Source organism: Ruegeria sp. CH10, from assembly GCF_056537125.1.
Window position 1 is genome coordinate 604,101 of sequence record NZ_JBQFQY010000001.1, and the last position, 25,855, is coordinate 629,955.

Sequence of the window (25,855 nt, forward strand, 5' to 3'; positions counted from 1 at the left end):
GCGGGGGCAAGGTAAAACGCACCCCCCTTCAGGCAAGGGATGACGAAATGAAACGAGCGACTGAGACACGCGCAAACCCGCGATCATTAGCGGTGCTGTTCGTTGCATTGGCAGCGCTGTCCGGATGTGAAGAGGCCCTGTCGACAGATCAGGCAACCACGGACGGCGCGGATATTGCCGCGCAGGCCAACGAACCCATTGAACTGTTCCCCGGCTACAACAGCGACAAGGGTGAAACCGTTGAGGCACCAGAAGCCTTCAACACGGTTGAGGCTGGCCTTTGGGACGGTCGCCCCTCGCTGGGCGGGACATGGGTCGCCCATCCGGACGTCACCAAGCCCGAGCGTGTGGTGATCAAGAACCCCAAAAACAACAAATCCACGACGGGCGCCTTGTTCCGTCGCGAACGGGATCTGCCCGGACCTGCGCTGCAGCTTTCGTCAGAGGCAGCTGAAAAGCTGGGTATCCTGCCCGGTGCGCCGACACAGGTTCAGGTCACGGCCCTGCGACGTAAACCGGTTGAAGAGACAGCGCCCGAGCCCGAAGAAACACCGCAGACCGAGGTGGCCGAGGAAAAACCGGCAGATACTGCGCAGCAGGCCGATGCCCCGGCAGACACAGCAGAGACCGAACAACCCGCCAAGCGGAAATGGTGGCAAAAGAAGGAAACCGCTGCTGCAGCGGGCGCTGCTACTGCAGCCACAGCCGCCGCAACTGACACCGCAGCTGAGGCGGTCGAAGAGGTGACGGAAACGGCGGCTCAGGCGGCGCCAGCCCCCACGCTGACCGACCCCGAAGTCACCCCACCCGAAGAAAAGCCAGCGAAACGCAAATGGTGGCAAAAGAAAGAACCCGACGCGATCACGGAAACACCCCTCGATCCCATCGAAGGGGCCGCGGCGGCTATTGAAGCAGCGGAACCCACTCCGGTCGCGGCCACGGCTGCGGCCACCGAAGGGACGGCGCAGCGCGGGCTGACCAAACCCTTTGTGCAAGTGGGCACCTTCAACGTCGAAGCCAACGCCCAAAGCGCGGTCTCAAAGATTGAACGCAACGGACTTTCCGCCAGCATTCGTGAGTTGAAGACCGACGATAAAACAGTCTGGCGCGTGCTTGTCGGCCCGGCCCAAACCCGCGCCGAACGCAACGCCATCCAGAGCGACGTCAAAGACCTGGGCTTTAGCGACGCGTTCACTGTCAAAAACTGAAACAAAGGAGGCCGCCATGCTGTCCTCATTGCGATCATCTGTTTTGACCCTCGGGCTGGCGCTGTTTGCCCTTCCCGTTCACGCCTTTGATACGCAGGCCCGCGCGGCCTATGTGATCGATCAGACAACAGGAACCGTTCTGTTATCGAAAGATGCAGACCAGCCCCTTCCACCCGCATCGATGTCAAAACTGATGACGCTCTATGTAGCGTTTGAGGCGCTGCGCGATGGCCGTCTGACACTGAATGAAACCCTGCCCGTGTCCGAACATGCGATGAGCTATGGCGGATCGACCATGTTCCTGAACACACAGGATCGTGTCTCGGTCGAGGATCTGCTGCGCGGCATTATCGTTCTATCAGGCAATGACGCCTGCGTGGTGATCGCCGAGGCGCTCAGCCCGGATGGAACCGAGGCCGGGTTTGCCCGCTACATGACCCAACGCGCCAAGCAATTGGGCATGAACGCTTCAAACTTTGCCAACTCCAACGGTTGGCCCGCCGCAGGCCATATGATGTCGGTCCATGATCTGGCCGTGCTGGCAGACCGTCTGATTTCGGATTTCCCGGAATATTATCCTCTGTTTGCCGAGGAAGAGTTCGAGTTTGATGGCCGCGCGCCGTCAAACAAACGCAACCGCAACCCGTTGCTGCGGCTTGGGATCGGGGCGGACGGTCTGAAAACCGGCCACACGCAAGAGGCAGGCTATGGTCTGGTCGGATCCGCCAAACAGGGCGACCGCCGGGTGATCTTCGTTCTGACCGGGCTGGACAGCACCGGCCAGCGCGCAGAGGAGGCTGAGGCCGTGGTTAACTGGTCGTTTCGAAATTTTGTCGAGAGGACAGTTGCCAACGCGGACACGCCAATAGCGCAGGCCAAAATCTGGATGGGCGCACAAAAGACCGTGGACCTTGTTCCCCAAGAGGATCTGTCGCTGCTGTTCCCGGTTCTTGGTGACAAGAATGTCGAGGCCGAGGTTGTGTATGATGGCCCCATCAATGCGCCGGTCGAAAAAGGCCAGCAACTGGCCGAACTGGTAATCAAGCCCGAGGGTTTGCCCGAAATCCGCCGCCCTCTGGTCGCCGCGGAAAGCGTGCCCGCCGGCGGCTTTGTCGTGCGCATGATGACCGTGGGCGGTATCGTCCTGACCGACGTGATCGGCAATCCGCTGGACGCCTTGTGACCGGAGTGTTTCTGACCTTCGAAGGCATTGACGGATCAGGCAAATCCTCGCAGGCACGCAGGCTTGCGGACCATTTGCGTGATCTGGGCCACGAGGTTGTTCTGACCCGCGAGCCCGGCGGATCTGCCGGGGCAGAAGAAATCCGCCGTCTGGTTCTTGAGGGCGACCCGGATCGCTGGTCGGCCGAGACCGAGCTCTTGCTGTTCACCGCCGCCCGCCGCGATCATCTGGAGCGCACGATTGAACCCGCCTTGGCCGCGGGCAAGGTGGTGATCTGTGACCGTTTTGCCGACAGCACCCGCATGTATCAGGGCCTGTCACGCGGCAATCTGCGCGGGGTGGTCGATCAGTTGCACGAGTTGATGATCGGACGCGAACCTGATCTGACGGTGCTGATCGACATGGACCCCAAGCTCGGGCTGGCCCGCGCCAAAGGCCGACAGGGCACCGAAGAACGGTTCGAAGATTTCGGCATCGACCTTCAGGAAAAGATGCGCGCGGGTTTTCTGGCGCTGGCGGACGAATTCCCGGGCCGGTTCCGCGTGATCGATGGCAATCGGGACATGGACAGCGTTGCACAGGATGTGACAGATATCGTTCTGCAATCCTTGTGACAGACGATAGATGAGCGACGACACCCCTACCCCGGATCAGGCCCCCGGAGCCCCGCACCCGCGTGAAACCCAACAGCTGTTTGGCCAGACCGAGGCCGAGCAGGCGTTCCTTGGCGCCTATACCTCGGACCGGCTGCATCACGGCTGGCTTCTGACCGGCCCGCGCGGGGTGGGCAAGGCAACGCTGGCCTGGCGGATCGCCCGGTTCCTGCTGGCGACACCTCCGGCTGAGGATGGGCTGTTCGGTGCCCCACCGCCCCCCGAAACACTGGCGATTGACCCCGACCACCCGGTCGCCCACCGCATTCTCGCCGGGGCCGAGCCGGGGCTGGCCGCCATCACCCGCTCGGTGAACGATCAGGGACGGCTGCGGAATGAGATCGTGGTGGATGACATCCGCAAGCTGGGCAAGTTCTTCGGCCTGTCCTCGGCGGATGGCGGGCGACGTGTGGTCATCGTCGACTCGGCAGATGAAATGAACGTGAGCGCGGCCAACGCCCTGCTGAAAATGCTCGAAGAGCCGCCTGCCCGCACGACTTTGCTGCTGGTCTCGCATCAGCCATCGCGCCTGTTGCCGACGATCCGCTCGCGCTGCCGAACCCTGCGGCTGTCGCCGCTGGGGCCCGAGGATATGCAGGCCGCCCTGTCCCAAACCGGGGCCGAAATGCCAGCGCAAACCGATCATCTGGCCGCTTTGGCCGCCGGGTCCGTGGGCGATGCGGTGCGGCTGATCAATCTGGGCGGGCTAGAGATTTACGCGGAACTGATCGCTATTCTGGGCACCCTGCCCCGGATGGACCGTCAGCGCGCACTTGCACTGGCCGAAGCCGCCGCGCAACGCGGCGCGGCTGAGCGGTTTGAACTGCTGCTGACCCTAATCGACGTGGCCCTGTCGCGTCTGGCCCTGACCGGCGCAACCGGCACCCCCCCCGCGCCCGAGGCCGCCCCGCATGAGGCGGAAACGCTGGCCCGCCTGTCCGCGTCCCCGCAACAAGCGCGCCGGTGGGCCGAGGTTGCGGCGACAATCACAGCCCGCGCACGCCATGGTCAGGCGGTGAACCTTGACCCTGCCGCTCTGGTCCTAGATACGGTGTTCAAGATACAGGAAACCGCCGGTCAGAGCAGATGAGCGATACCCCCCAGATTACCGACAGCCATTGCCATCTGGACTTCCCCGATTTCGAAGGCCAACTGGACCAGATCGTCGCCAACGCGGCTGAGGCGGGCGTCACCCGCATGGTCACGATCTGCACGCGCCTGCGCAACGAACCCAGCGTCCGCGCCATTGCCGAGGCCCACGCACCCGTCTTCTACGCCGCCGGAACGCATCCCATGAGCGCGGCGGATGAACCGATGGCCAGCGTTGACGGGCTGGTGGCGCTGTCCCAACACCCCAAATTCGTGGGCATCGGCGAAACCGGGCTGGACTATCACTACACCGCCGACAGCGCCGAGGTTCAAAAGCAATCCCTGCGCATCCATATCGAGGCCGCCCAGCGCACGGGTCTGCCCCTGATCATCCATGCCCGCGCCGCCGATGACGACATGGCCCGCATTCTGGCCGAGGAACACCGCAACGCACCCTATTCCTGCGTGATGCACTGCTTTTCATCTTCGGCTGCGCTGGCCAAGGCTGCGTTGGATTTGGGCTTTTACCTGTCGATGTCCGGCATCGCCGCCTTCCCCAAAAGCCAGGAGCTGCGCGACATCTTCGCCACCGCGCCCGTTGACCGCGTTCTGGTGGAAACCGACGCCCCCTATCTGGCCCCGCCGCCCTATCGCGGCAAACGGAACGAACCCGCCTATACCGCCCACACCGCCCGCAAAGGGGCCGAGGTCTTTGGCATGGACTACGCCGATTTCGCCGCCCAGACGCAGGCCAATTTCGACCGGCTTTTCACCAAGGCCGCGACCTACAAGGCAGCTGCATGACCCAGCTGCGCTGCTCCATCCTTGGCTGCGGGTCCTCTGGCGGCGTTCCGCGGCTGGGCGGGCATTGGGGCGATTGTGATCCCGAAAACCCCCGAAACATCCGCCGCCGTTGCTCCATGCTGGTGGAACGCGACGGGCCGGACGGCACAACCTCGGTCCTGATCGACACCACCCCCGACATGCGCAGCCAGTTGCTGAGTACGGGCACCGGGCGGCTGGACGGGGTGGTCTATACCCATTCCCACGCGGACCATGTGCACGGCATCGACGACCTGCGCATGATCGTGTTCAACATGAAAACCCGCGTTCCTGTCTGGGCCGACGGAGACACGCAGAACGATCTGCTGGGTCGGTTCGGATACGCGTTCATCCAGCCCGACAGCTCTCCTTACCCGCCGATCCTGGACCTCAAGACCATTGACGGCCCGTTTGAAATCGACGGCCCTGGAGGCGCGATCCCTTTGCATCCTATCAAGGTGAACCACGGCACGATCGACGCACTTGGGTTCCGGATCGGCAAGTTGGTCTATCTTCCCGATGTTGCCGAGATTTACGACGACGCATGGCCGCTATTGGAGGGGTTGGATTGCCTTGTCATCGACGCCCTGCGCCGAACGCCCCACCCCACCCATTCGCATCTGGAAAAGACGCTGGGCTGGATCGATCAGCTGCAGCCCAAACGTGCTGTTCTGACCAACATGCATATCGATCTGGACTATGCCACGGTTGAGGCAGAGACCCCTGAACATGTCACCCCAGCCTATGATGGTCTGGTGATCCATCAGGCACTGTAACCTCTGCGCGTGCTGCCCTTCATATCCCCCAGGGGTGGCTAGATGCTGCAGAGCCTGATTGATGTCATCCTGCCGGTCTTTCTGGTCATCGGAGCCGGATACACAGCCACGGCGCTGGGGTATTTCAAAGAGGCCCATATCGATGGGCTGATGAAATTCACCCAAGGCTTTGCCATCCCCTGCCTGCTGTTTATGGCCATCGCGCATCTGGACCTGAGCGCCAGCTTTGATCCGCGTCTGCTGGCCAGTTTCTACATCGCGGCGGGCCTGTGTTTCACCGCGGGTCTGTTCGGTGCCCGTTTGATCTTTGGTCGCGAATGGGAAGATTGCGTCGCCATCGGCTTCTGCTGCCTGTTCTCAAACTCGGTCCTGCTGGGCCTGCCGATCACGGAACGCGCCTATGGCCCCGAGAGTTTGGCGGGCAATTATGCCATCATCGCCTTCCACGCCCCGTTTTGCTATGGCGTCGGTATCACCGTGATGGAGGTTGTGCGCAATCGCGGCAATGGCGGCGCGCGGATGCTACGCTCGGTTCTGTCGGCGATGTTTCGAAATGCGCTGATCCTTGGCATCGCACTGGGCTTTGCGGTCAACCTGTCGGGGGTCGGAGTACCCAATGTCGTCGACGACGCCCTGGCGCTGATCACACGCGCGGCCCTGCCCGGCGCGCTGTTTGCATTGGGCGGGGTGCTGGTCAAATACAAGCCCGAAGGCGACCTGCGCGCAATTGCCTTTGTCTGCGCCATCGCGCTAATGCTGCATCCGGGCCTTGTGTGGCTGTTCGGCACAACGGCGGGCCTGCCACAGGACCTGTTTCGCTCGGGCATTCTGACGGCTGCGATGGCGCCCGGGTTCAATGCCTATATCTTTGCCAACATGTATGGTCACGCCAAACGGGTCGCAGCCTCATCCGTGCTGGTGGGAACGGCTGTGTCGATCCTGTCCGTGTGGTTCTGGCTGACAGTTTTGGGCTGATTGGATTGACTTTGCCCGTCTGAACAACACCTATCGGGAAAGCAGACAGGACCAACAGAATGCCCCACGCCCTTATCGTTGCCCACGGCCAACCCTCAGCCCCCGCGCCCGCCGAGCAATCGCTGGCCGCCTATGCGGATGAGGTGGACAAACTGTGCAATGGTGTGACCGTCAGATCGGCGACTCTGGCCGCGCCGGGCATGTTCGAACACCGCGTGTCCGAACTGCCGGATGACGCCGTCATTTACCCGCTGTTCATGGCCAAGGGATGGTTCGTGACCAGCGCCCTGCCAAAACGGCTGGCGGGCAGAGAGCTGCGGATTCTGGATCCTCTGGGCGTTGATCCCGACCTTCCGGACCTGGTTTCAGCCGCCCTGAGCGACGAGTTGGCGCAGAAGAACTGGCAGGCGCAAGATACTGATCTGGTTCTGGCGGCCCACGGTTCCGGGCGCAGCCGCAACCCGTCGACGGTCGTGTATCAGTTCGCCGAAGCCATCGCCCAGCATCTGCCGTTCCGCTCCATCCGCCCCGGTTTTGTCGAGGAAACCCCTTCCATTGCCGAGGCCGCCGCAGACCTGTCTGCCCAATCCCTGTGCCTGCCCTTCTTTGCATGCACTGGCGGCCATGTGCTTGAGGACGTCCCTCAAGAGCTGAAGGCCGCCGCATTCAAAGGACAGGCCCTGCCAGTTGTGGGTGAGCTGACCCGAACCCGTCATCACATTGCCAACACCCTCTCGCGCGTGTTCGAGGGGGCCTGACACTCAGCAGGACACGCGTGGCGCCATGCCGTCACGCGCTGTGTTGTTTCCCGATCAGGTCCGAATAGAGGCAATGGCGCGACCTGCCTGCCCGTTTGGCCTCATACAACGCCTGATCGGACGCGTTAAGGATTTCGGCGGGTTTCAGGGATGGAAACTGAGGAGACAACGCCGAGCCGATGCTTGCAGAAATCTGGCAGGTCTGCCCCTTGTACACCATGGGTATCTGAAGCCGTTTGATCAGGCGCGACGCGATTGCCGACAGCACGTTCTTGTCGGATAATCCCTTGAAGATAATGACAAACTCATCCCCGCCGACACGCGCAACGGTATCATCGCTGCGCGTTTCTTCGACCATGATGCGCGCCGCCTGCTGCAACACGTAATCCCCTGCCGCATGCCCATATTGATCGTTGACCGATTTGAAAAAATCCAAATCCATATGCATCAGCGCAAAGGGCGCATTGCCCGCCACAAGATGCCCCAGCAAAACATCCATTGCCCGCCGGTTCTTGAGCCCGGTCAGTGTATCGGTAACCGCTTGTTCCTCGGCCGCCAGCATCGCCCCCTGCAACCGCAGGTTCAACGAACGCGACGCCTCCATCGCGGCGGATTTGGCCTCGACCAGATACAAAAGCTCAATCGCGAGGTCGGTGCCCGAGAAATCGGCACTGGTCAGGGCGTAATCGCGCACCGCATCCAGGATCGAGATACCGAAAGACAGGTTGATAACCGCCCCCCTTCCATTGGGCAAAGGCGCAATCAGCCCCTTGAGCGCGGTACGCGGTGTATCCCGAAATTTCAGGTGCAGTTTCGCCCCTGCCAGAGATGACAGCGCCGAAAGCGTCGTTACCGCGCGGGGACGAACCAGTTCGAATACATTCAGGAACTTTTGGCCCGCCAGTGGCTGGTCGGGGCGCAGTTTTTGCAGGGTCGGCCCCACCCGTGTGATCTGCCCGCTTTCATCGACCAGAACATACATCGGGCACAGCGTATCCAGCAAAGCTGCCAGTTCGCAGGTTTCCATCATGATTTCCGTGCCCCCAGATCGAAATGGCGCCCTTCGGCAAAGGCGCTTTCCACAAGAACGACCGAGATCACTTCGGCCTCCCCCTCTTGCCCGTCATGGGACAGGATGGCCAAAGCGCCGTAGTCATCCGCCATGGCGCGCAAAACCCCAACCATTACAATGGAATAGCCCGGCAGGCCGGGATGGCAGAGCAACTGGTATTCCGTCGGCCTGACCTCCAGCAGCTCAAGCATCGGCAGTGTCAGATCCGACACCGCCAGGCGGACACGGTCGGACAAGTCATCGAGGGAATGCAAAAACTCAACATAGGTCACACCGCCAAAGCGCAGCAGGCGGCGCAAATCCTCCATATTCGGGTGTGAGACCAGATAAGTCCCCAAGTCTTCGAGGATTTCAGCACGGGGCCGGTTCAGATGCGTGCACAGTGCGTCCATGACCTGCCCGGTTAGATCGTCGTCATAGACCAACATCGCCTCGAACTCGACAAAGCCCAAATCTGCCGCCTCAGTCACACGCAGCCAGCACGATTGCCCATAGGTCGCACAGACAAATGACTGTAGAGCCCGATTGATCAGACCATGCATAAGATGCCTCAGATTGGTTTCACACCAAATCTGGCCCGACAATCCTTAACAAAGTCCCAAGATCATCGCAGCCAAAGGCCGACACGCCCAAAAGACGGCTTCGACGCCCTAGAAATCCGTCGGAGCGCCCCCTTCGGCCTTACGTCTGGCGACAAAATCGGCCAGTTCCTCGCGAATCCCGTCATCCATCGCGGGCGGTTCGAAACTGGTGATGATCTCTTTGAACATGTTGTGCGCACGTTGCGGCGTCCAGATACCGCCCGCAACGTTCCAACCCTCATAGTTCCTCCAATCGCTGAGGAAGGGCTGGTAGAAGGCGGTGGTGTACCGGTCCTGCGTGTGCTGAATGCCAAAGAAATGACCGTCATTTCCAACCGCTCGAATGGCATCCAGCGCGATCTCATCCGGACCCGTGGCAGTAATTTCAGGCTGCATATAGCGTTGGATTTGCTGCAATATTTCACAATCCATGATGAATTTTTCGGGGCTGGCGATCAGCCCGCCCTCAAGCCATCCGGCGGCGTGGTAAACCACATTGGTGCCGGACTGAACAGCAGCCCAGAGCGAGTTCGATGTCTCCCACACCGACTGCCCGTCAGGGACATTCGCCGCGCATACGCCCGAAGACCGCATGGGCAGGCCGTAATGCCGCGCCATCTGCCCGGTCATCTGGGTTGAACGCATGTATTCGGGCGTTCCAAAAGCAGGCGCGCCGGATTTCATGTCGACGTTCGAGGTGAATGTCCCGATCACGCAAGGGATGCCCGGACGCACATATTGGAACAGGGCAATCGCGCACAGCGCCTCGGCCAGCGATTGCGCCACCGCCCCGGCCATTGTCACAGGCGCCATGGCCCCGGCCAGCGTGAAGGGCGTGACCACAATCGCCTGTCCCCGTCGCGCCAAACGCAAACATCCATCAATCATCGGATGGTCATGCTTTAGCGGCGAGGTGGAGTTGATGTTGGTATACATCCGCGGCGTGGCCTCGAACTCTTCGTGACTCAGACCACCGGCGATGCGCACCATCTCCATCACGTCTTCGACACGCTCTTTGCCCAGCGAATAGGCATGCATCGCCTTATCCGTCAGCGTCAACTTGTCATACAGAACATCCAGATGGCGGATGCTGGCATGGAGATCGACCGGCTCAACCGGATAGCCCCCGGCAAAGTGAATGCAGTTGAAATACTGGGTCAGCTTCAAAAGGTTCCGGCACATCTCACGATTGCCGGGCACCTTGGTGCCGGTTTCCAGGTCCCAATAGTTCGGAGGCGAAGACACGTTTCCGAACAAGATGTTGCGTCCACCGATTTCGATCTTTCGATCCGGGTTGCGCGGCGTGATGGTGAAGCTGGACGGGGCCTTACCCACCATTTCCATAACGAAATCACGGCCCATCCGAACATTGTCGCCATCAATCGTGCACCCGGCCTCGCGCAAGATACCGATGGCCTCTTCGTTGTAGAACTCGATCCCGATCTCTTCGAGGATGCGCATGGCCCCTTCGTGAATCGCCTCGATCCCCGCCTGATCCAGCGGCTCGGTCGGGCGGTCGATATTGACCGGAGGGTTCCATGGCATCTGATCGATCACTGCGGTGCCTCGACGCTCGGCCGCGCCGGCCCGTCCTCCGCTGCGACGTCTGCGTGATGTTCTGTCAGCCATGTGGTCCTCCGGCACTTACATATCCCCATGCAAGCCCCGAAGTCCGGCCGTGGCCGCTCTGTCTGCGACCGAAAATGTCGGTTTTCAAACGCAAAGCGCCGAAAATTATCTTTATCCGGTCAGTTTTTTGCCAACCAGCCGGGAATATGCCCAATATCCGGCAACACAACATCGGCCATGGGCGCCAGCACTTCGGCCGAGGCCATCCCCGTCAAAACACCAATTGTCGCCATACCGGCGGCACGCCCGGCCTGCAAATCATGCAAGCTGTCACCCACCATAGCGATCCGCTCGGGCGATACGTCCACATGGGATGCAAAGGCCAGCAGCTGGCCCGGACCCGGCTTGTACCCATGCCCGCTGTCATACCCGGCAATAAAATCGAAATGATCCCGGATACCGACCGACTCCAAATGCTGCAACGCGGGCATTTCGCCATCATTCGTCGCCACACCCAGCTTGAGCCCGGTCTGCCGCAACCCCTCCAGAAACGGCACCAAAGGCACCGCCTGCGCCTGCGGCGCGGCGGCTGATTCGGTGTTCATCACACCGACCAGCGCATCCTGCGTCATATGCGGCAGATGCGGGGCCAGAGCCTCGGCGATTTCTTCGACCGTGCCCGCAACGACCACGCTGTCTGCAGAATAGCTCACGCTCTCCAGATCGAAGCCGATGATCTGTCCCAGCTCAGCTGCACGCGCGGGATCACCGTCGGCCAACCGCAACACCATGTTGCGGCCAAAAGCGCCCCAGGTATTGGCAAAATCAAATAAGGTTCCGTCCTTGTCGAACAGGATCGCGTCGATGGGCATAAAGTGCTCCTGATAAAGAAAGGCGGCTCAGGTCCAGTGGATGTCGGCACCGCCAGATAACACCGCGCGGGCCTGCCCCGGCAAGTCGTAAGCGACAGCATTCGCATCGCAAAATGAAATCACCCACGAATCGTCCATCATGAGAAACTCCAGCACCGAGCCCAGAAATTCGGGCTCAGCCGCCCGATCCCGCAGGTCACTGGCAGATGCGCCCGTAGACCCCAGAAAAACAGGCAGTAATTCATCGTTACCGACCAGCCAGCTTAGCACCTTCAGCGCCAGGGTTTCGGCAGATTGGGCAGAGAGCGCCATAAAGAAGCCCCTAAATCAGGTCTTGGAAAGGGTTTGTTAACCAGACTCATAAACACTTTGGCAACGCATGCAATCAATGGTGACTGATATGTCGGTACAGGGAACGATCCTTGTCCTGGACGGGACTTCTACCAATCGCATTATGCTGAAGGTCCAGTTAACGGCCGCCTGGTACCACGTGGTGCAAGGCGAGCGCCTACATGGTCTTGCCGGTTTGTTGCGGCGGTCCAAGCCTGATCTGGTGCTGACATCTCAAAGCCTGCCAGACGGCACGGCTGCGGATGTCAAAAGGCTGGTTCAGGCCAACCCCGATCTGGCCGGGGTGCCTGTTGTCGCGATTGCCGCGCAAAATGACAAAGCCGCCCGGTTGAAAGCCTTGTCAGACGGGTTGGATGACGTTCTGGAGCATCCTTTCAAAGATACCTTCCTGTTGGCGCGCGTGCGCAGCCTGCTGCGTGCCCGCGCCGAGACTCAGGATTTGCACATTGGCAACAGTTCTCATCCCATCGGCTTTGCAGAACATGGTGCCGCCCCCATATCACCGCCGAAACCCGCGCGTGTGGCTGTCCTGACAAGTACGCCGCGCATCGGAGCGCTTTGGCAAAACGCCATGACCAAAACGACCGAGCATAAATTGATCGTACACACAGCGACAAACCTGCAGGACATTCTGTCTGGACCAGTGCCGGACGCAATCGTATTCGAAATCAACGCCGGGGCGGCAAGCCTCAATATGCTGGCTGACCTGAAATCCCGCAGCACAACACGGCACACGGCCCTGATCGGAATACTGTCCGACAAGAACGCCGCGGCCGCTTCCGAGGCGCTGGATCGCGGTGCTGATGCCGTCTGCCTGGACGGGTTCTGCGCGGATGAGGTTGTTTTGCGGCTGAAAGGCCAGATTGCCCAGAAAAATCAAAAGGATCAGCTACGCGCCTCGCTGCGGCGCGGGTTGGTCGACTCTTGGGTCGACCCTTTGACCGGGTTGCACAATCGCCGCTATGCCATGCGGGCGATTGACCACATTGCACAGCAGTCCAGAGGCAACGGCAAAGGCTTTGCGATCATGTTGGCTGATCTGGATCATTTCAAATCGATCAACGATACCTTTGGGCATATGGGCGGAGACCGCGTCCTGACCGAGGCCGCCATGCGCATGAAAACCGCCTTGGGGCCTGCAGGATTCGTGGCCCGGATCGGAGGTGAGGAGTTCATGATCGGCTTGCCCGAAGCCACACAGGCCGACGCTCTGAAAATGGCGCGTAACCTATGCGATTGCATTGGAGAGCAGCCATTTAACCTGCCCGACGCAACCGACACGATCCCTATTACGATCAGCATCGGGTTAATCGCAATCACCCCCGGCACATCGGCGCGATCCTACCAGCCTTCTCAGATGGAAAGATTAATCAAATCGGCCGATAGCGCGCTTTATGCCGCAAAATTAGCAGGGCGCAATCAGGTCCGGGCACAGCAGATCGCCGCCTGAGACGGTCAGTCCTTGTGCTTGCGCCCGTGTTTCCTGCGGTTGACCACCTCTTGCAGCCGGTCCGCATAGGTCTGACGCTCAGCATCTGACATGGCGGTGATCCGGTCCAGCCATTCGTCCTGCAAGGCGTTTTGCAGCTCGGCCATGGATTGCGCCTGCTGCTGCAACAAAGCCTCAACCACTAAGGGATCAAACGGTTCGGCCCGCAGGGCGGCCTCAAGCGCGGCAAAGTCCTGCGACCTCATTTTTGCGCCTCTGACATGCCTGTCTGACAGTTCACTGCGCAGCGCCTTGCGGTCCTCTTTCGGCAGTGCCTTATAAAGCGCCGAGCCAAATCCGGGCGGGGCTTTACCGTGATCGCCCCCTTTGACCCGATAGGCCGTGCCCAGAGCAACGCCAACAATCAGCAGGTTCAGCGCCAGCGACACGGCCAGCAAGACCGTCACCCACCGCCGTTTGGGTTTGGTGCTATCGCTCATTCGGCGTCCTCCAGAAAAGTTGTGTCCAAACCCAGATCAGCGGTCACAAAGCTGATGTCCTGCGGATAAAAGATCGTCGCCGGGTCCGGCAAAAAGGCAGGAGCCGAAAAGCCAATCCAAACCCCCGCTGCGCTGGCTGCAACAAGTCCACCCATGCTCTGCCAGCCTCCAAGCCCGTCCAAAAACCGCCCCCAAACCGACCGTTGCGGCGCCGGGGGTTTCAAACGATCCAAGCGCACGGATTCGGCATCCGTCTGAATGCGCACTGCCAGATCATCCGGCAGCTCGGGTCTGGCTTGCCGCGCCTGGGCAAACAACTGATCCAGGTCCATTTCATTCTCAGCCATCGTCATACCCCAGTTCTTGTTGCCGTCCGGCCAGAATGGCGGCCAGGGCCCGTTTGCCACGTGCGGTCAGGCTTTCCACCGCTTCGGTCGAAACTCCCATAATCCCCGCGATCTCGGGGTTGGGCAATTCCTCGATATGCCGCAATATGACCGCCTGTCTCTGGCGATCCGGCAACTGCGCCAACGCATCCTGCAAAGCATCCCGTCTGGCGGCCTCTTGTAAACGATCCGCCGCGCTCAGCTGATCATCTTCGGGCTCAGGCACATCATCCAGACAACCCGGCCGTTTCTTGCGCTGAATGTCCACACACAGGTTCAGCGTCACTCGATACAGCCATGTCGACACCTTGGCCTGCCCCGGCACCCAGTTCGGCGCCATCTGCCACAGCCGCATCATCGCGTCCTGCGTCACATCCTCGGCCTCGGCCCGGTTGCCAAGCATCCGCATGGCCACCGACAGGCATCTGGGTGCAAGCCGCTCGGTCAATTCCCGCGCCGCGGCGGCATCGCCCTCGGCAAACTGACCCAGCAGCGCGTCATCAGACGCGCCCGCGACGTTGCACACGCCGCGGGCCTCTTGCAGGGGGGAGGTCAGATCCTCCATCCTTCATCAGCTGTCGTCAGAGTCCGACTTTTTGTGCTTCTTGTGCTTGCGGCCCATCCGGTCCTTGGCATCTGCATATTCCTGCTCTGAGATCGTCCCGTTGTTATCCGCGTCGATACGGTCAAACATCTTGCCAGCGCGGCGGGGTTTGGGCAACTCGTCTTCGCTCAGAAAACCGTCTTCGTTGGCGTCGTGTTTTTCGAACATCTTCGTCACACGCTCATTGGCTTTTTGCTGCGCGGCGGCCTGCATCTCGTCGACGCTCAACTGGCCATCACCATCGGTATCGGCTTGGGTGAAACGCTGATTGCGATGTGCTTCCATTTCCTCTTGCGTCACCTGACCGTCAGCATTTGCGTCCAGTTCCTGAAAGCTCACAGGTTCGCGATCTTTCGGCCCGGCAGCCAGAGCGGAGGTTCCGGTGATTGCAACAGCCGAGATCACGATGGCAGGAATGAATTTGGCGCTTTTCATGTTGATTTTCCTTTGCTTAGCGGCCCCATCGCCGCGTCTTACAAATCTTAAAACGGCCCGGGCGGCGCGTTCCGTCGCAAAAATCTGAAAAAAGTTCTGCGCCCTGCTGCTGCGCATCGCGGCACAAAGCGACGCACCCCCCTTTTCTACAGGCCCAATCCGGCGCATTATCTGCACCAATCAAACGCGCGAGTTTCAAAATGACAGATCAAGTGATCGACACCACGGCCGAAGATGATCGGCCCACATGGCCTGCCCTTGTCAAAGGGTTTCGCTGCCGCTGCCCGAAATGCGGCGAAGGCAAGGTTTTGCAGGGCTATCTGAAGGTCCGTGACAATTGCGACAGTTGCGGGCAAGAGCTGTTCCACCATCGCGCCGACGATGGCCCGGCCTATCTGACCATTTTGCTGGTCGGTCACCTGCTGGCCCCGGCCCTGCACGTCACCTATGTCGAGTTCCGCCCCGAACCGATGACCATGTTCCTGATTTTCGCCATCGGCTGTACCGCGCTATCGCTGTTTTTGCTGCCGCGATTGAAAGGCGCAGTTGTCGCCTATCAATGGGCGCGCCGCATGCATGGCTTTGAAAAGGCGGACTGATCCGCACATTCGGATCAACCAACCTATGTCAGAAGACAAAACAGCGATACGAAACGCAGCGACGGTCATCGTTTTACGGGACCGTCAGACTAATCCATCGATTCTGATGGGACAGCGCGGCGCAAAAGCCGCGTTCATGCCCAATAAATTCGTCTTTCCCGGTGGCGCGGTCGACGCCGAGGACGCAGCCATTCCGCTGGCCAGCGCGCTGCCACAGCTGTGTCAGGATCGGTTGCGCGAAAGATCGGAACCGGGGCTGGAAAACGCCTTGGCCGCAGCCGCGATCCGAGAGTTGTGGGAAGAGACCGGCCTGATCCTTGGCCTGCCCGGCACTTGGGATACCCCGCCTCAAGACTGGCAGGGTTTCGCGTCAATGGGGTTCCGTCCGGCAGCAGACGCGCTGCAATTCGTGTTCCGGGCCGTGACCCCTCCGGGTCGTCCCCGTCGGTTTGACGCGCGGTTCTTTCTGGTGGATGCGGATGCGATCCAAGGCGATCTGGACGACTTCAGCCGCGCCTCGGATGAGCTATCGCATCTGCAATGGGTTCCGCTGAACCGCGCCCGCGATCTGGACTTGCCGTTCATCACCGAAGTGGTGCTGGCCGAAGTCGCGGCCCGGGTCGCAACCCCCGAACCGCCGGAAACAGTGCCCATGTATCTGCATAAAGAGGAACAAAGCCTGTTCCTCCAGCTCAAAGGCTATCCCATGCCAGACGCTGACTAAAGCGTTCGGGTTTAACTTGAGACACGAATACCCTGCCACGCCTGCGGCGTTCTCGGGACATTCGTGTCACAGAGTGATTCAGGTAAAATCCGAAACGCTTTAGGCGTCACTTCATCCGGCTGATCACTGTTGTGACTTCGGGCTTTTTGCCGATCTCGGCCCGGGCCGTCTGACGCACGATGCGGCGCATCGCCTCTTCCAGCTTGTCATCATCGCGCAGGGTCTTGGCATCCGCCCGCATCAGGAACTGGTTCAGGTCTTCTTCCAAAACCTCGACCAATGCCGCCTTGGAGGTGCCGATCTCGGACAGGCCCATCGTATCGCACCACGGCTCGCCCAGCGGCTCGTTTTCCTCGTCCAGAATGACCGTCACCGTCACGTGCCCGTTCAGCGCCATGCGGATACGATCCCGCACGATCCCGTCCAGCGCGCCGACTTTGACCGTTCCATCGAGATAGGTGCGCCCGGTCTCAACGTAATCCGTCACTTTCGGCGCATTGCCCGTCAGGTCCAGCATCGTGCCGTTCACCGCCAGAACGCCGGTGCGACCACCGGCCTCGGCCAGTTTGACATGCTCGCGCAGATGGCGATGCTCCCCATGCATCGGGATCACGATCTGTGGGTTAATCAAACCGTGGACCTTTTCAAGATCGGGGCGGTTCGCGTGGCCGGACACGTGGTAGCGGCCCGAGCTGTCATCCACCACATCCACGCCCTTTTCGCTGAGTTGGTTGATGATGAAAATCACACCGCGTTCGTTGCCGGGGATGGTTTTGGAGGAAAACAGGAACAGATCGCCTTCTTTCAACTCAATCCCGCGATATTTGCCCCGCGCCAGTTGCGCACTGGCGGCGCGACGCTCACCCTGGCTGCCGGTCACGATCAGCATCAGGTTCTGGCGCGGCAGCTCCACGGCTTCTTCGGCGCTAATAACCTTGGGAAAGTCGGACAGGATGCCGGTTTCCGTTGCCGCCTCAATCATCCGCCGCATGGCCCGACCCAGCAGCACGACTGAGCGCCCTGCCCGCTCGCCCGCCTCGGCCAGCGTTTTCACGCGCGCCACGTTCGATGCAAAGGTTGTCGCCACAACCATGCCCTCGGCGCTTTCGACCAGCTTGGTGATCTCGGGGCCGACCTCGGATTCCGAACGGCCAGCATGGGGTGAGAACACGTTGGTACTGTCGCACACCAGCGCCTTGACGCCGGGCTTGGCAACTTCGGCCCAGAGATCGGGGTCAAAGGGCTCACCCACCACCGGGTTGGTGTCCAGCTTGAAATCCCCTGAATGCACGATCCGCCCTTCGGGTGTGTCGATCACCAGCGCGGCGCTTTCGGGGATCGAGTGGGACACCGGCAGGAACCCGACCTTGAACGGGCCGACCAAGATTTGCTCGGGCCAGGCCGAGGCTGTATGTACCGCATCCTCGGGGTGGCCGTGTTCTTCCATCTTGCGGCGGGCGATATTCGCGGTGAACGCCCGCGCATAGATCGGCGCGCCCAACGCCTCATAGCAATGCGCAACTGCACCCACATGATCCTCATGTGCGTGAGTGACAAACACGGCCTCAAGCTGATCGGCGCGCTCTTGCAGCCACGAAATATCCGCATAGATCAGATCAACGCCCGGAGTGGTGTCCATATCGGGGAAAGTCACGCCCAGATCCACCAGGATCAGACGCTCCTGCCCCGGCTTGCCATAGCCATAGACATAGGCATTCATGCCAATTTCACCGGCGCCGCCCAGCGGCAGATAGATCAGTCGTTCGCTGCTCATGTTGAGCCATTTTCCTTGTTATAGCGATGGATCACGGTCAGCCCGTGCATCGTCAGATCATCTTCGATCACGTCAAACCCGACATCCGCCTGATCGAACAAAGGCGCAAGCCCGCCGGTGCCAACCACTTTCATCGGCATGCCGTATTCCGCCCTGATGCGGGCAATCAGCCCCTCGATCAATCCGGAATAGCCCCAATACACGCCGGATTGGATACAGCCAACCGTATTTGTGCCAATTACTTTTTCCGGCCGGGTGATGTCGATATGCGGCAACGCGGCCGCCCCTTGGTGCAACGCCTCAAGGCTGAGGTTCACACCCGGCGCGATGATGCCCCCCACATAGGCCCCGTCCGAGGCAACCACATCGAAATTCGTCGCCGTGCCGAAATCCACCACAACCACATCACCGCCATGCCGGTCAAACGCCGCAACGGCATTGGCCAGACGATCCGGGCCGGGAACAGTGCCCTCATCCACGCGGGGCGGCACCGGCAACAGGCAATCGGGTTTGCCCACAACAAGCGGGCGACAGCCAAAGAACCTGTCTGCAAAGATACGCAGGTTGAACACCACGCGCGGCACGGTCGAGGCGATGATCACATCGGTAATGTCCGCCTCGATCCCGTAATGTTTCACCAGCGTTGAATACCAGGTGAAATAGGCATCCGCCGTGCGCGAATGATGGGTCGAGGTCCGCAGGGTGCACAGAAATTTCTCGCCATCCCAGATCGAGAACACGGTGTTGGTGTTGCCGCAATCAATTGCCAGAAGCATCTGCGCCTCCTTCAGAAAAACACGTCCGCCGCAGGAATGCTGACACGGCCTTTGGCGGTCTTTAGGACAAGGTTGCCGCCCGAGTCCACGGTTTCAAAGGTTCCCACCGTCTCGGACGTTGAGGTCCGGGCGGTGATCACCTCGCCCAGCCGCGCCGCGCGGGCCAGCCAGGCGGTGCGGATCGGCTCGAACCCATAAGTCACGAATTGGGTTTCATAGCGCGCATAGGCCGCGGCCAGTTCGGTCAGGAAATCCTCGGGGATCACAGCCGCGCCGGTTTCCGACAGCAACGAAACGGGCCGCACCGCGCTTTGTTCAACCGCATAGGCGGGCGGGGCCTCGGACAGATTCACGCCAATACCGATGGCCAGATGAGATAACTGCCGCCCCTGCCCGGTGCTTTCCAGCAGAATGCCCGCCAGCTTGCCGCCATTCAGCAGCACGTCATTGGGCCATTTCAGCGACAGCCCTGCGGCCCGTCCTGTCACCGCAACACAGGCGTCAAACAAAGCCAACGCCGCCACAAAGCTGCGCAGCGCCGCCTGTTCCGGATTGCCCTGAGGTCTCATCAACAGCGTCGCGGCCAGATTGCCCTTGGGATTGGCCCAGGCTCTGCCCCGCCGCCCACGTGCGGCCGTCTGGTGATGCGCCATGATCCAGACAGGGCCGGGCGCGGTCGGCGCAAGCCGGGCGGCCTCATTCAGGGTGCTGTCGACCTCTTGCACGATGTGCAGGCCATATCCTTGCGGCCAGGCTGTCATGGTAAAAAGGCCCGGTCCACCGACCGAGCCCCCCTGTTCACGATGGGTCCATGGTTAATTGACAAGCGTCGCCGCCGCAGCAGCCGCTGCGCCCTCAATCCCGAACTGATAGAAAACGCCCACAAGCATCAAGGCCGCCGACCCCATCAAAGCAACCCACAGAACCGGGGTGGAATGGGTTTCAATCGGGTCTTCGTTTTCCTCACCGAAATACATGTAGAACACGATCCGCAGATAATAGAAGGCCCCGATGACCGATGCGATGGCCGACACGATCACCAACCCGGTCAGACCCGCGCTGACACCAGCCTGCCAGACGCCAAACTTGGCGAAAAAGCCCAGCATCGGCGGCACGCCCGCAAGGCTGAACATCAGGATCAGCACAGCCAGCGCTTTGCCCGGATCACGTCGGGAGTACTGGCGCAACGCGTCGATATCCGTGACGGGTTTGCCATCGCGCTCCATCATCAGGATGAAGGCAAAGGTGCCGATATTCATGGTCACGTAGATCGCCAAATACATTAGCATCGCTTTGATGCCCATTTCCGTACCCGCCGCCAGACCGATCAGCGCATACCCCATATGGGCAATCGACGAAAACGCCATCAGCCGCTTGATATCGCGTTGCCCAATTGCGGCCACCGCACCCAGCAACATCGACAGGACCGAAAGCAACACGATCACCTGCTGCCAATCCTTGACCACGCCACCAAAGGCGTCATGCAGCAGACGCGCAAACAACGCCATCGCCGCCACTTTCGGCGCAGTGGCAAAGAAGGCGGTGATCGGGGTGGGTGAGCCCTCGTACACGTCCGGTGTCCACATGTGGAACGGCACAGCAGAGACCTTGAAGGCCAGACCCGAGATCAGGAAAATCAGACCAAACAGCAACCCGACCGAGACATCGCCGTGATGGACGGTCTGGATGATCCCCGAGAACAGCGTGGTACCGGTAAAGCCGTACACCAGCGAGGCACCATACAGCAGCAGACCCGAGCTGAGCGCACCCAGAACAAAGTATTTCAGGCCAGCCTCAGTGGATTTCGCACTGTCACGGCGCAGGGCGGCCACGACATACAGCGCCAGCGATTGCAGCTCCAGCCCCATATAAAGCGACATCAGATCGCCCGCGCTGACCATCATCATCATACCCACAGCGGCCAAGGCCACCAGCAGAGGGTATTCGAACCGCAAGAGCCCACGGCGCGACATATACTCCTGGCTCATCAGCAACACCGCAGCCGCGGATAGCAGGATAGCCACCTTGGCAAAGCGCGAGAATCCGTCATCGACGAACATGCCGTTAAAGGCCACGTTCACACCGTCGCCATTGGTGGCAATCCAGATCGCCAACAGCGCCATCAGGCCCGAAGTTGCCCAGACCAGAACCGGGGCCAGCCCGTCCTTGGTTGTGTAGACAGCCCCGATCAGCGCCGCCATCGCATATACGGCCAGAACGATCTCTGGCAGGATGATTGTCAGATCAGCTTGGATCATCTCTCCGAAGCCCCCTTAATGCGAAGCGGCAGACTGGGTCACGGCCTCAGCCGCGGCCAGAGCCATGTCATAGTTCGAAATCAGCGCGGCGGTCGAATTGCCGATCACATCGGTCACCAGCGACGGGTAGACGCCCAGCAGGATGGTCATGATGATCAGCGGTGCAAAGATCAGCCGCTCGCGCGAGCTCATGTCCGTCATCGCCTTGAGGCTTTCCTTGATCAGATCGCCAAAGACCACGCGACGGTACAGCCACAGCGCATAACCGGCTGAGAAGATCACACCGGTTGCAGCCACCGCCGTTACCCACGTGTTAACCTGGAAGGCACCCATCAGGGTCAGGAATTCGCCGATAAACCCGGACGTCCCCGGCAGGCCAACATTGGCCATAGTGAACAGCATGAAGACCAGCGCATAGGCAGGCATCCGTATGACCAGACCGCCATAGGCGTCGATGTCGCGGGTGTGCATCCGGTCATAGATCACGCCCACGCACAGGAACAGCGCGGCCGAGATGAACCCGTGGCTCAGCATCTGGAAAATTGCGCCGTCGATCCCCTGCTGGTTCGCCGCAAAAATCCCCATGGTCACAAAACCCATATGCGCGACCGAGGAATAGGCGATCAGCTTTTTCATATCCTCCTGCACCAGCGCCACCAGTGAGGTGTAGACGACGGCGATGGCCGACATCCACAGCACCAGATCGGTCATCACGGCTGAGCCCACGGGGAACATCGGCAGGCTGAACCGCAGGAAGCCATAGCCGCCCATTTTCAGCAGGATCGCCGCCAGAACGACCGAACCCGCTGTCGGGGCCTGAACGTGCGCATCCGGCAACCAGGTGTGCACCGGCCACATCGGCATTTTCACCGCGAAGGACGCAAAGAAGGCCAGGAACATCAGCGTCTGCATCCCGCCTACAACGTAAACGCCCAGCACGCTAAAGCTCTCAGACGAGAAATGATGGCTCATCAGCGCTTCAATATCCGTGGTGCCCGCATCCGCGTACATCGCGACCATCGCCACCAGCATCAGCACCGAGCCAAGGAAGGTATAGAGAAAGAACTTGAAGCTGGCATAGATACGGTTCGCACCGCCCCAGATACCGATGATCAGGAACATCGGGATCAGACCGGCCTCGAAGAACAGGTAGAACAGCACCAGATCCAGCGCCATGAACACGCCCAGCATCAGCGTTTCCAGCAGCAGGAAGGCGATCATGTATTCCTTGACCCGGTCGGTCACGTTCCAGCTGGCCAGAATGGTCAGCGGCATGATGAAGGTGGTCAGCAGCACGAACAGGACGCTGATCCCGTCCACGCCCATCTTGTATTTCAGGCCCAGCAGCCACTCACCCTCTTCCACCATCTGAAAGCCAGTGTCGGATGGATCAAAGCCCGTATAGATGCCAATCGAGACCAGGAAGGTCACCGTGGTCGCCACCAGCGCAACCCATTTCGCGTTGCGCTGCGCGGCCACATCGTCGCCCTGCAGAAACAGGGCCAATATGGCCGCTGCCACAGCAGGGATAAAGGTGACGATCGAGAGGATATTATCCATTAGTGTGCGCCTCCGCCGATCGACATCCAGGTGACGAGGGCCGCGATGCCCAAGACCATCCAGAAGGCATAAGTAAAGATGTAACCCGTCTGCGCCTTGCCTGCGAGGCGGGTAAAGAAGGGAACAACGCCCATGGCAATCCCGTTCAGGAAACCGTCGATGGTATTGCCATCGCCGCGTTTCCACAGGAACCGGCCAAGCGCCAGCGTCGGTTTGACGAAGATCGCGTTGTAGATCTCGTCAAAGTACCACTTGTTCAGCAGGAACAGGTAAAGTGGTCGCTGGTTCTGCGCCAGACGTCCCGGCAGCGACGGGTTCACGATATAGAACCAATAGGCCACGACAAATCCCAGCAGCATGGCCACAAAGGGCGAAACCTTGACCCATTTCGGCGCCGCATGCGCATCGTCCAGGACATGGTTGTCCGGCGCGATGTACAGCGCGCCCTCACCCGGCTCGCCCACGAACGCATAGTGGTGATCGCCATGGGCCTCTTTGTCACCATGACCCTCATCGGCATGTGCGTCATGGTTATCCTCAGCGTGGCCGTCATCGTCATGCCCGTCGGTTGCGCCGTGATCACCAGCCTCGGCATGCTCGGACGCCTCAGCCACCGGAATGCCGTAGAACTTGCCCACCTTGTCCGCGTGACCAAAGAAATTACCGTACCAGATCATGCCCGCAAACACCGCCCCCAGAGACAGGACCCCAAGCGGCACCAGCATGACCATCGGGCTTTCATGCGCGTGATCATGCGTGTGCTTGTCGCCGCGCGGCGTGCCGTAAAAGGTCAGGAAGATCAGGCGCCAGCTATAGAAAGCGGTAAACGCGGCAGCAATAACCAACAGCCAGAACCCATAGGACGATCCGCCGGCATAGGCGCTCTCGATGATTGCGTCTTTCGACAGGAATCCCGCGAACCCAATAGTCGTCAGCGGGATGCCGACCCCTGTGATAGCCAGCGTCCCGATCATCATCGCCCAGAACGTATAGGGGATCTTTTTGCGCAGACCGCCATACTCGGTCATCTCTTGCTCATGATGCATGGCGTGGATCACCGAGCCTGCGCCAAGGAACAAAAGCGCCTTGAAGAACGCATGCGTGAACAGGTGGAACATCGCCGCCGAATACATGCCAACACCTGCAGCCACGAACATATAGCCCAGCTGAGAACAGGTCGAATACGCGATGACGCGCTTGATGTCCGTCTGCACCAGACCCACCGTCGCGGCAAAAAACGCGGTCGTCGCCCCCAGCACGGTGATGAACCCGGTCGCACCCGGTGCGAACTCCATCAGCGGCGACATGCGGCAGACCAGGAACACACCCGCTGTCACCATGGTCGCGGCGTGGATCAGGGCCGAAACGGGCGTCGGGCCTTCCATCGCGTCGGGCAACCATGTGTGCAGGATCAACTGCGCCGATTTCCCCATCGCGCCGATGAACAGCAGCACGCAGATGACCTCAACCGCGGTCCACTCACCCCACAGGAAGTGCAGCTTTTCCTCGGCCAAAGCCGGGGCCGAGGCGAAAATGTCCGCGAAGTTGATGCTGTCGGTCAGCAGGAATAGCGCGAAAATACCCAGCGCAAAGCCAAAGTCCCCCACACGGTTGACGATGAACGCCTTCATCGCAGCGGCATTAGCTGAGGGTTTGCGATAGTAGAACCCGATCAGCAGGTAGGATGCGACGCCCACGCCCTCCCAGCCAAAGAACATCTGCACCAGATTGTCCGCCGTCACCAGCATCAGCATGGCAAAGGTGAAGAAGGACAGATAGGCAAAGAAACGCGGCTTATAGCTCTCGCCCTCGCGCCATTGCGGGTCGTGATCCATGTAGCCAAAGGAATAGAGGTGCACCAGCGCCGAGACGGTTGTCACCACGATCAGCATGATCGCGGTCAAACGGTCCAGACGAATGGCCCAGCTTGTCGATAGCGACCCGCTCTCGATCCAGCGCATGATCTCGATCTGTTGGGTGACGCCATCGAAAGTGAAGAACACAATCCACGACAGCAAACAGGCCAGAAACAGCAGGCCCGTGGCGGTCCACATGGCCGCTTTCTCACCAATGAACCGCCAGCCGAAACCGCAGATCAACGCGCCCACCAGCGGGGCAAAGAGGATGGTGGTTTCCATAGTTCTCTTAGCCCTTCATCATATTGACGTCTTCAACCGCGATCGAGCCGCGGTTGCGGAAGAAGCAGACCAGAATGGCCAGACCAATCGCCGCCTCGGCCGCCGCGACGGTCAGTACGAACAGCGTAAACACCTGCCCGACCAGATCGCCGAGGAAACTGGAGAACGCCACGAGGTTGATATTCACCGCCAACAGCATCAGTTCGATGCTCATCAGCAGGATGATCACGTTCTTGCGGTTCAGGAAGAGACCGAAGATGCCGATGACGAACAGCGTGGCCGCGACCGTAAGATAGTGTTCAAGTCCGATCATAACTTCGCCTCGCCTTGATCTGAGACTGTTCCCGTTTTGCAGAATTTCCCCGGATCGAATCTCTCTCCGCGAACAATCGGTTCCGCGCCAAGAGCCGTAAGATCATCAAAAACAGTGTTGATGTCAGGCGGGGTATCCAGATTGGCATATTTTTCCCGCAATTCTTGTATCTCGGGATTGAAATCAATCTGCTGCCCGTCCGATCGCTTACCGCTAATTCTGACATCCAGCGTTTCACCCGATGTGCATGACATTACGGTCCAATGGAAACCGGGGTTCGGGCAACCAACCTCTTCAGCAATCCACCAATCGTAGACACCCGGAACACTGAAATCGAAAGAACCATCGAAGCCAATGCACGCTTCAGGAGGAAGCGGCTCCAAACCTTCGGCATCTTCGGCGCTTAACGCCGAAACCGAGAAAATTAGTGCAGAAAAAGCCATCGCCAAT

Annotated in this window: 28 protein-coding genes; 11 read left to right on the forward strand and 17 right to left on the reverse strand. The window is 60.1% G+C overall.

Annotated features, from left to right (window positions below; all coding sequences use genetic code 11):
- Positions 1-47 precede the first annotated feature (47 nt).
- From ACRZ94_RS02985 to ACRZ94_RS03020, 8 genes are read left to right on the forward strand one after another with little or no spacing between them, the layout of a single operon-like run.
- Positions 48-1,208 carry an SPOR domain-containing protein gene (locus ACRZ94_RS02985; protein WP_480650408.1) on the forward strand — a complete coding sequence of 387 codons (1,161 nt, stop codon included), beginning with the start codon at positions 48-50 and terminating at the stop codon, positions 1,206-1,208.
- A 16-nt stretch (positions 1,209-1,224) separates the two neighbouring features.
- Positions 1,225-2,391, forward strand: coding sequence for a D-alanyl-D-alanine carboxypeptidase family protein (locus ACRZ94_RS02990; RefSeq protein WP_480650407.1), 1,167 nt, complete (start codon positions 1,225-1,227; stop codon positions 2,389-2,391).
- Positions 2,388-3,005, forward strand: coding sequence for a dTMP kinase (gene tmk, locus ACRZ94_RS02995; protein ID WP_480650406.1), 618 nt, complete (start codon positions 2,388-2,390; stop codon positions 3,003-3,005). Before ACRZ94_RS02990 ends, tmk begins: the two co-directional genes overlap by 4 nt.
- A gap of 10 nt (positions 3,006-3,015) precedes the next feature.
- Positions 3,016-4,134: a DNA polymerase III subunit delta' gene (locus tag ACRZ94_RS03000; RefSeq protein WP_480650405.1), complete on the forward strand. Its 1,119-nt coding sequence runs from the start codon at positions 3,016-3,018 to the stop codon at positions 4,132-4,134.
- Entirely contained in the window at positions 4,131-4,937 is an 807-nt protein-coding gene (locus ACRZ94_RS03005) for a TatD family hydrolase (RefSeq protein WP_480650404.1), read from the forward strand. Before ACRZ94_RS03000 ends, ACRZ94_RS03005 begins: the two co-directional genes overlap by 4 nt.
- Positions 4,934-5,731: an MBL fold metallo-hydrolase gene (locus tag ACRZ94_RS03010; RefSeq protein ID WP_480650403.1), complete on the forward strand. Its 798-nt coding sequence runs from the start codon at positions 4,934-4,936 to the stop codon at positions 5,729-5,731. The genes ACRZ94_RS03005 and ACRZ94_RS03010 overlap by 4 nt, the downstream gene beginning before the upstream one ends.
- Positions 5,732-5,773: 42 nt before the next feature.
- Complete coding sequence (locus tag ACRZ94_RS03015; RefSeq protein ID WP_480650402.1) at positions 5,774-6,706, forward strand: AEC family transporter; 933 nt, start codon at positions 5,774-5,776, stop codon at positions 6,704-6,706.
- 59 nt (positions 6,707-6,765) lie between these two features.
- Positions 6,766-7,464 carry a CbiX/SirB N-terminal domain-containing protein gene (locus ACRZ94_RS03020; RefSeq protein WP_480650401.1) on the forward strand — a complete coding sequence of 233 codons (699 nt, stop codon included), beginning with the start codon at positions 6,766-6,768 and terminating at the stop codon, positions 7,462-7,464.
- Between the two features lie 31 nt (positions 7,465-7,495).
- Here the strand turns inward: ACRZ94_RS03020 and ACRZ94_RS03025 are convergent, their stop codons facing one another.
- The 5 genes from ACRZ94_RS03025 to ACRZ94_RS03045 all read right to left on the reverse strand — a co-directional run bounded on the left by ACRZ94_RS03025 (position 7,496) and on the right by ACRZ94_RS03045 (position 11,870).
- Positions 7,496-8,494, reverse strand: coding sequence for a GGDEF domain-containing protein (locus ACRZ94_RS03025; protein WP_480650400.1), 999 nt, complete (start codon positions 8,492-8,494; stop codon positions 7,496-7,498).
- On the reverse strand, positions 8,491-9,078 hold the full coding sequence (locus ACRZ94_RS03030; protein WP_480650399.1) for a heme NO-binding domain-containing protein: 588 nt from the start codon (positions 9,076-9,078) through the stop codon (positions 8,491-8,493). The genes ACRZ94_RS03025 and ACRZ94_RS03030 overlap by 4 nt, the downstream gene beginning before the upstream one ends.
- 108 nt (positions 9,079-9,186) lie before the next feature.
- Entirely contained in the window at positions 9,187-10,746 is a 1,560-nt protein-coding gene (locus tag ACRZ94_RS03035; protein WP_480796637.1) for a trimethylamine methyltransferase family protein, read from the reverse strand.
- A 119-nt stretch (positions 10,747-10,865) separates the two neighbouring features.
- Complete coding sequence (locus ACRZ94_RS03040; RefSeq protein WP_480650397.1) at positions 10,866-11,558, reverse strand: HAD family hydrolase; 693 nt, start codon at positions 11,556-11,558, stop codon at positions 10,866-10,868.
- 27 nt (positions 11,559-11,585) lie between these two features.
- A complete protein-coding gene (locus ACRZ94_RS03045) occupies positions 11,586-11,870 on the reverse strand; it encodes a DUF3572 domain-containing protein (protein WP_480650396.1) in 285 nt (94 codons plus the stop codon).
- Between the two features lie 88 nt (positions 11,871-11,958).
- On the opposite strand from ACRZ94_RS03045, the gene ACRZ94_RS03050 reads away from it, so the two are divergent.
- Entirely contained in the window at positions 11,959-13,359 is a 1,401-nt protein-coding gene (locus ACRZ94_RS03050; protein ID WP_480796638.1) for a diguanylate cyclase, read from the forward strand.
- A 5-nt stretch (positions 13,360-13,364) separates the two neighbouring features.
- Here ACRZ94_RS03050 and ACRZ94_RS03055 read toward each other — a convergent pair whose 3' ends face one another.
- From ACRZ94_RS03055 to ACRZ94_RS03070, 4 genes are read right to left on the reverse strand one after another with little or no spacing between them, the layout of a single operon-like run.
- Positions 13,365-13,838: a periplasmic heavy metal sensor gene (locus tag ACRZ94_RS03055; RefSeq protein ID WP_480796639.1), complete on the reverse strand. Its 474-nt coding sequence runs from the start codon at positions 13,836-13,838 to the stop codon at positions 13,365-13,367.
- Complete coding sequence (locus ACRZ94_RS03060) at positions 13,835-14,185, reverse strand: hypothetical protein (protein ID WP_480650393.1); 351 nt, start codon at positions 14,183-14,185, stop codon at positions 13,835-13,837. The genes ACRZ94_RS03055 and ACRZ94_RS03060 overlap by 4 nt, the downstream gene beginning before the upstream one ends.
- Complete coding sequence (locus ACRZ94_RS03065) at positions 14,178-14,789, reverse strand: RNA polymerase sigma factor (protein ID WP_480650392.1); 612 nt, start codon at positions 14,787-14,789, stop codon at positions 14,178-14,180. The genes ACRZ94_RS03060 and ACRZ94_RS03065 overlap by 8 nt, the downstream gene beginning before the upstream one ends.
- Before the next feature lie 6 nt (positions 14,790-14,795).
- Complete coding sequence (locus ACRZ94_RS03070) at positions 14,796-15,263, reverse strand: EF-hand domain-containing protein (protein ID WP_480650391.1); 468 nt, start codon at positions 15,261-15,263, stop codon at positions 14,796-14,798.
- A 200-nt stretch (positions 15,264-15,463) separates the two neighbouring features.
- Here ACRZ94_RS03070 and ACRZ94_RS03075 point away from each other — a divergent pair, with 200 nt between their 5' ends.
- Together ACRZ94_RS03075 and ACRZ94_RS03080 are read left to right on the forward strand one after the other, a co-directional pair.
- A complete protein-coding gene (locus ACRZ94_RS03075; RefSeq protein ID WP_480650390.1) occupies positions 15,464-15,862 on the forward strand; it encodes a DUF983 domain-containing protein in 399 nt (132 codons plus the stop codon).
- A gap of 25 nt (positions 15,863-15,887) precedes the next feature.
- Positions 15,888-16,586, forward strand: a complete 699-nt coding sequence (locus tag ACRZ94_RS03080) for an NUDIX hydrolase (protein WP_480650389.1) — start codon at positions 15,888-15,890, stop codon at positions 16,584-16,586.
- A gap of 106 nt (positions 16,587-16,692) precedes the next feature.
- Here the strand turns inward: ACRZ94_RS03080 and ACRZ94_RS03085 are convergent, their stop codons facing one another.
- The 8 genes from ACRZ94_RS03085 to ACRZ94_RS03120 are packed head-to-tail and all read right to left on the reverse strand — an operon-like array spanning position 16,693 to position 25,848.
- The gene (locus ACRZ94_RS03085; protein ID WP_480796640.1) at positions 16,693-18,360 is read right to left on the reverse strand and encodes a ribonuclease J; all 1,668 of its coding nucleotides are present in this window, start codon (positions 18,358-18,360) and stop codon (positions 16,693-16,695) included.
- A complete protein-coding gene (locus ACRZ94_RS03090; RefSeq protein WP_480650387.1) occupies positions 18,357-19,136 on the reverse strand; it encodes a type III pantothenate kinase in 780 nt (259 codons plus the stop codon). Before ACRZ94_RS03090 ends, ACRZ94_RS03085 begins: the two co-directional genes overlap by 4 nt.
- Positions 19,137-19,147: 11 nt before the next feature.
- A complete protein-coding gene (locus tag ACRZ94_RS03095; RefSeq protein ID WP_480796641.1) occupies positions 19,148-19,897 on the reverse strand; it encodes a biotin--[acetyl-CoA-carboxylase] ligase in 750 nt (249 codons plus the stop codon).
- 54 nt (positions 19,898-19,951) lie between these two features.
- A complete protein-coding gene (gene nuoN / locus ACRZ94_RS03100; RefSeq protein ID WP_480796642.1) occupies positions 19,952-21,394 on the reverse strand; it encodes an NADH-quinone oxidoreductase subunit NuoN in 1,443 nt (480 codons plus the stop codon).
- Positions 21,395-21,409: 15 nt separating this feature from the next.
- Positions 21,410-22,954: an NADH-quinone oxidoreductase subunit M gene (locus ACRZ94_RS03105; RefSeq protein ID WP_480796643.1), complete on the reverse strand. Its 1,545-nt coding sequence runs from the start codon at positions 22,952-22,954 to the stop codon at positions 21,410-21,412.
- Positions 22,954-25,092, reverse strand: coding sequence for an NADH-quinone oxidoreductase subunit L (nuoL, locus tag ACRZ94_RS03110; RefSeq protein WP_480796644.1), 2,139 nt, complete (start codon positions 25,090-25,092; stop codon positions 22,954-22,956). The genes ACRZ94_RS03105 and nuoL overlap by 1 nt, the downstream gene beginning before the upstream one ends.
- 7 nt (positions 25,093-25,099) lie before the next feature.
- Positions 25,100-25,405, reverse strand: a complete 306-nt coding sequence (nuoK, locus tag ACRZ94_RS03115) for an NADH-quinone oxidoreductase subunit NuoK (RefSeq protein ID WP_050602759.1) — start codon at positions 25,403-25,405, stop codon at positions 25,100-25,102.
- Complete coding sequence (locus ACRZ94_RS03120; protein WP_480650382.1) at positions 25,402-25,848, reverse strand: hypothetical protein; 447 nt, start codon at positions 25,846-25,848, stop codon at positions 25,402-25,404. Before ACRZ94_RS03120 ends, nuoK begins: the two co-directional genes overlap by 4 nt.
- Positions 25,849-25,855 lie beyond the last annotated feature (7 nt).

Excerpts from the sequence above, each read along its gene's own strand:
- ACRZ94_RS02985 (WP_480650408.1), top strand. The coding sequence starts at position 48 with ATGAAACGAGCGACTGAGACACGCGCAAACCCGCGATCATTAGCGGTG.
- ACRZ94_RS02990 (WP_480650407.1), top strand. The coding sequence starts at position 1,225 with ATGCTGTCCTCATTGCGATCATCTGTTTTGACCCTCGGGCTGGCGCTG.
- ACRZ94_RS03000 (WP_480650405.1), top strand. The coding sequence starts at position 3,016 with ATGAGCGACGACACCCCTACCCCGGATCAGGCCCCCGGAGCCCCGCAC.
- ACRZ94_RS03005 (WP_480650404.1), top strand. The coding sequence starts at position 4,131 with ATGAGCGATACCCCCCAGATTACCGACAGCCATTGCCATCTGGACTTC.
- ACRZ94_RS03010 (WP_480650403.1), top strand. The coding sequence starts at position 4,934 with ATGACCCAGCTGCGCTGCTCCATCCTTGGCTGCGGGTCCTCTGGCGGC.
- ACRZ94_RS03015 (WP_480650402.1), top strand. The coding sequence starts at position 5,774 with ATGCTGCAGAGCCTGATTGATGTCATCCTGCCGGTCTTTCTGGTCATC.
- ACRZ94_RS03020 (WP_480650401.1), top strand. The coding sequence starts at position 6,766 with ATGCCCCACGCCCTTATCGTTGCCCACGGCCAACCCTCAGCCCCCGCG.
- ACRZ94_RS03025 (WP_480650400.1), bottom strand. The coding sequence starts at position 8,494 with ATGATGGAAACCTGCGAACTGGCAGCTTTGCTGGATACGCTGTGCCCG.
- ACRZ94_RS03030 (WP_480650399.1), bottom strand. The coding sequence starts at position 9,078 with ATGCATGGTCTGATCAATCGGGCTCTACAGTCATTTGTCTGTGCGACC.
- ACRZ94_RS03035 (WP_480796637.1), bottom strand. The coding sequence starts at position 10,746 with ATGGCTGACAGAACATCACGCAGACGTCGCAGCGGAGGACGGGCCGGC.
- ACRZ94_RS03040 (WP_480650397.1), bottom strand. The coding sequence starts at position 11,558 with ATGCCCATCGACGCGATCCTGTTCGACAAGGACGGAACCTTATTTGAT.
- ACRZ94_RS03045 (WP_480650396.1), bottom strand. The coding sequence starts at position 11,870 with ATGGCGCTCTCTGCCCAATCTGCCGAAACCCTGGCGCTGAAGGTGCTA.
- ACRZ94_RS03050 (WP_480796638.1), top strand. The coding sequence starts at position 11,959 with ATGTCGGTACAGGGAACGATCCTTGTCCTGGACGGGACTTCTACCAAT.
- ACRZ94_RS03055 (WP_480796639.1), bottom strand. The coding sequence starts at position 13,838 with ATGAGCGATAGCACCAAACCCAAACGGCGGTGGGTGACGGTCTTGCTG.
- ACRZ94_RS03060 (WP_480650393.1), bottom strand. The coding sequence starts at position 14,185 with ATGGCTGAGAATGAAATGGACCTGGATCAGTTGTTTGCCCAGGCGCGG.
- ACRZ94_RS03065 (WP_480650392.1), bottom strand. The coding sequence starts at position 14,789 with ATGGAGGATCTGACCTCCCCCCTGCAAGAGGCCCGCGGCGTGTGCAAC.
- ACRZ94_RS03070 (WP_480650391.1), bottom strand. The coding sequence starts at position 15,263 with ATGAAAAGCGCCAAATTCATTCCTGCCATCGTGATCTCGGCTGTTGCA.
- ACRZ94_RS03075 (WP_480650390.1), top strand. The coding sequence starts at position 15,464 with ATGACAGATCAAGTGATCGACACCACGGCCGAAGATGATCGGCCCACA.
- ACRZ94_RS03080 (WP_480650389.1), top strand. The coding sequence starts at position 15,888 with ATGTCAGAAGACAAAACAGCGATACGAAACGCAGCGACGGTCATCGTT.
- ACRZ94_RS03085 (WP_480796640.1), bottom strand. The coding sequence starts at position 18,360 with ATGAGCAGCGAACGACTGATCTATCTGCCGCTGGGCGGCGCCGGTGAA.
- ACRZ94_RS03090 (WP_480650387.1), bottom strand. The coding sequence starts at position 19,136 with ATGCTTCTGGCAATTGATTGCGGCAACACCAACACCGTGTTCTCGATC.
- ACRZ94_RS03095 (WP_480796641.1), bottom strand. The coding sequence starts at position 19,897 with ATGACAGCCTGGCCGCAAGGATATGGCCTGCACATCGTGCAAGAGGTC.
- nuoN (WP_480796642.1), bottom strand. The coding sequence starts at position 21,394 with ATGATCCAAGCTGATCTGACAATCATCCTGCCAGAGATCGTTCTGGCC.
- ACRZ94_RS03105 (WP_480796643.1), bottom strand. The coding sequence starts at position 22,954 with ATGGATAATATCCTCTCGATCGTCACCTTTATCCCTGCTGTGGCAGCG.
- nuoL (WP_480796644.1), bottom strand. The coding sequence starts at position 25,092 with ATGGAAACCACCATCCTCTTTGCCCCGCTGGTGGGCGCGTTGATCTGC.
- nuoK (WP_050602759.1), bottom strand. The coding sequence starts at position 25,405 with ATGATCGGACTTGAACACTATCTTACGGTCGCGGCCACGCTGTTCGTC.
- ACRZ94_RS03120 (WP_480650382.1), bottom strand. The coding sequence starts at position 25,848 with ATGGCTTTTTCTGCACTAATTTTCTCGGTTTCGGCGTTAAGCGCCGAA.